Genomic DNA, 2919 nt, shown 5'->3' with positions numbered 1-2919 from the left:
CCTATTGCTGCAATGACACGACTTCGGCGGTACGCTTGAGCCCCGCTACATTGTCGGCGCGGAATCACTAGACCAGTGAGCTATTACGCACTCTTTCAAGGGTGGCTGCTTCTAAGCCAACCTCCTGGTTGTCTCTGCGACTCCACATCCTTTCCCACTTAGCGTACGCTTAGGGGCCTTAGTCGATGCTCTGGGCTGTTTCCCTCTCGACCATGGAGCTTATCCCCCACAGTCTCACTGCCGTGCTCTCACTTACCGGCATTCGGAGTTTGGCTAAGGTCAGTAACCCGGTAGGGCCCATCGCCTATCCAGTGCTCTACCTCCGGCAAGAAACACACGACGCTGCACCTAAATGCATTTCGGGGAGAACCAGCTATCACGGAGTTTGATTGGCCTTTCACCCCTAACCACAGGTCATCCCCCAGGTTTTCAACCCTGGTGGGTTCGGTCCTCCACGAAGTCTTACCTCCGCTTCAACCTGCCCATGGCTAGATCACTCCGCTTCGGGTCTTGAGCGCGCTACTAAATCGCCCTATTCGGACTCGCTTTCGCTACGGCTTCCCCACACGGGTTAACCTCGCAACACACCGCAAACTCGCAGGCTCATTCTTCAAAAGGCACGCAGTCACGACGCAAGGAACAAGTTCCTTGCGCGACGCTCCCACGGCTTGTAGGCACACGGTTTCAGGTACTATTTCACTCCGCTCCCGCGGTACTTTTCACCATTCCCTCACGGTACTATCCGCTATCGGTCACCAGGGAATATTTAGGCTTAACGGGTGGTCCCGCCAGATTCACACGGGATTTCTCGGGCCCCGTGCTACTTGGGTGTCTCTCAAACGAGCCGCTGATGTTTCGACTACGGGGGTCTTACCCTCTACGCCGGACCTTTCGCATGTCCTTCGCCTACATCAACGGTTTCTGACTCGTCTCACAGCCGGCAGACTGTAAAAGAGAGATCCCACAACCCCCCAAGCGCAACCCCTGCCGGGTCTCACACGCTTGAGGTTTGGCCTCATCCAGTTTCGCTCGCCACTACTCCCGGAATCACGGTTGTTTTCTCTTCCTGCGGGTACTGAGATGTTTCACTTCCCCGCGTTCCCTCCACACTGCCTATGTGTTCAGCAGCGGGTGACAGCCCATGACGACTGCCGGGTTTCCCCATTCGGAAACCCCCGGATCAAAGCCTGGTTGACGACTCCCCGGGGACTATCGTGGCCTCCCACGTCCTTCATCGGTTCCTGGTGCCAAGGCATCCACCGTGCGCCCTTAAAAACTTGGCCACAGATGCTCGCGTCCACTGTGCAGTTCTCAAACAACGACCAACCACCCGTCACAACCCACCGAAGCAGATTTTTACCGGGGCCGGCACTGAAGGCAGCCGTAATCGGCCGTACCTTCAGATACCCAACAGCGTGCCCGACCCGACCGTCCCCTCTCACGTTCCACGCCGAAGCAGTACTAGTGAAAGACAACCGATCGTGCCGAATAATCAACGTTCCACCCATGAGCAACCACCGTCGAACATTTGCCGACGTAATGGCCCTGGACCACCAAGCAAGCTTGGCGGCCTAGATGCTCCTTAGAAAGGAGGTGATCCAGCCGCACCTTCCGGTACGGCTACCTTGTTACGACTTCGTCCCAATCGCCAGTCCCACCTTCGACAGCTCCCTCCCACAAGGGGTTGGGCCACCGGCTTCGGGTGTTACCGACTTTCGTGACGTGACGGGCGGTGTGTACAAGGCCCGGGAACGTATTCACCGCAGCAATGCTGATCTGCGATTACTAGCAACTCCAACTTCATGGGGTCGAGTTGCAGACCCCAATCCGAACTGAGACCGACTTTTTGAGATTCGCTCCACCTTGCGGTATCGCAGCTCATTGTATCGGCCATTGTAGCACGTGTGCAGCCCAAGACATAAGGGGCATGATGACTTGACGTCGTCCCCACCTTCCTCCGAGTTGACCCCGGCGGTCTCCTGTGAGTCCCCATCACCCCGAAGGGCATGCTGGCAACACAGAACAAGGGTTGCGCTCGTTGCGGGACTTAACCCAACATCTCACGACACGAGCTGACGACAGCCATGCACCACCTGTACACCGACCACAAGGGGGCGCCTGTCTCCAGACGTTTCCGGTGTATGTCAAGCCTTGGTAAGGTTCTTCGCGTTGCGTCGAATTAAGCCACATGCTCCGCTGCTTGTGCGGGCCCCCGTCAATTCCTTTGAGTTTTAGCCTTGCGGCCGTACTCCCCAGGCGGGGAACTTAATGCGTTAGCTGCGGCACCGACGACGTGGAATGTCGCCAACACCTAGTTCCCACCGTTTACGGCGTGGACTACCAGGGTATCTAATCCTGTTCGCTCCCCACGCTTTCGCTCCTCAGCGTCAGTAATGGCCCAGAGATCCGCCTTCGCCACCGGTGTTCCTCCTGATATCTGCGCATTTCACCGCTACACCAGGAATTCCGATCTCCCCTACCACACTCTAGCCTGCCCGTATCGACTGCAGACCCGGGGTTAAGCCCCGGGCTTTCACAACCGACGTGACAAGCCGCCTACGAGCTCTTTACGCCCAATAATTCCGGACAACGCTTGCGCCCTACGTATTACCGCGGCTGCTGGCACGTAGTTAGCCGGCGCTTCTTCTGCAGGTACCGTCACTTTCGCTTCTTCCCTGCTGAAAGAGGTTTACAACCCGAAGGCCGTCATCCCTCACGCGGCGTCGCTGCATCAGGCTTTCGCCCATTGTGCAATATTCCCCACTGCTGCCTCCCGTAGGAGTCTGGGCCGTGTCTCAGTCCCAGTGTGGCCGGTCGCCCTCTCAGGCCGGCTACCCGTCGTCGCCTTGGTGAGCCACTACCTCACCAACAAGCTGATAGGCCGCGGGCTCATCCTTCACCGCCGGAGCTTTCAACCCC

The 2919-nt window shown here is 57.7% G+C and carries 2 rRNA genes (1 of these 2 only partly in view); both read right to left on the bottom strand.

Features of this window, described 5'->3' with window-relative positions:
* Positions 1 to 1283: ribosomal RNA gene (locus tag ABT127_RS39225) — 23S ribosomal RNA — on the bottom strand (it extends 1930 nt beyond the left edge of the window).
* Positions 1284 to 1586: 303 nt separating this feature from the next.
* Positions 1587 to 2919: ribosomal RNA gene (locus ABT127_RS39220) — 16S ribosomal RNA — on the bottom strand; the annotation flags it as partial.

The sequence above is a fragment of the Streptomyces sp. NPDC001904 genome, from assembly GCF_040297005.1.
GTDB lineage: Bacteria > Actinomycetota > Actinomycetes > Streptomycetales > Streptomycetaceae > Streptomyces.
The sequence above is the reverse complement of the archived record's forward strand: the minus strand, read 5'-3'. Positions and strand labels throughout refer to the sequence as shown.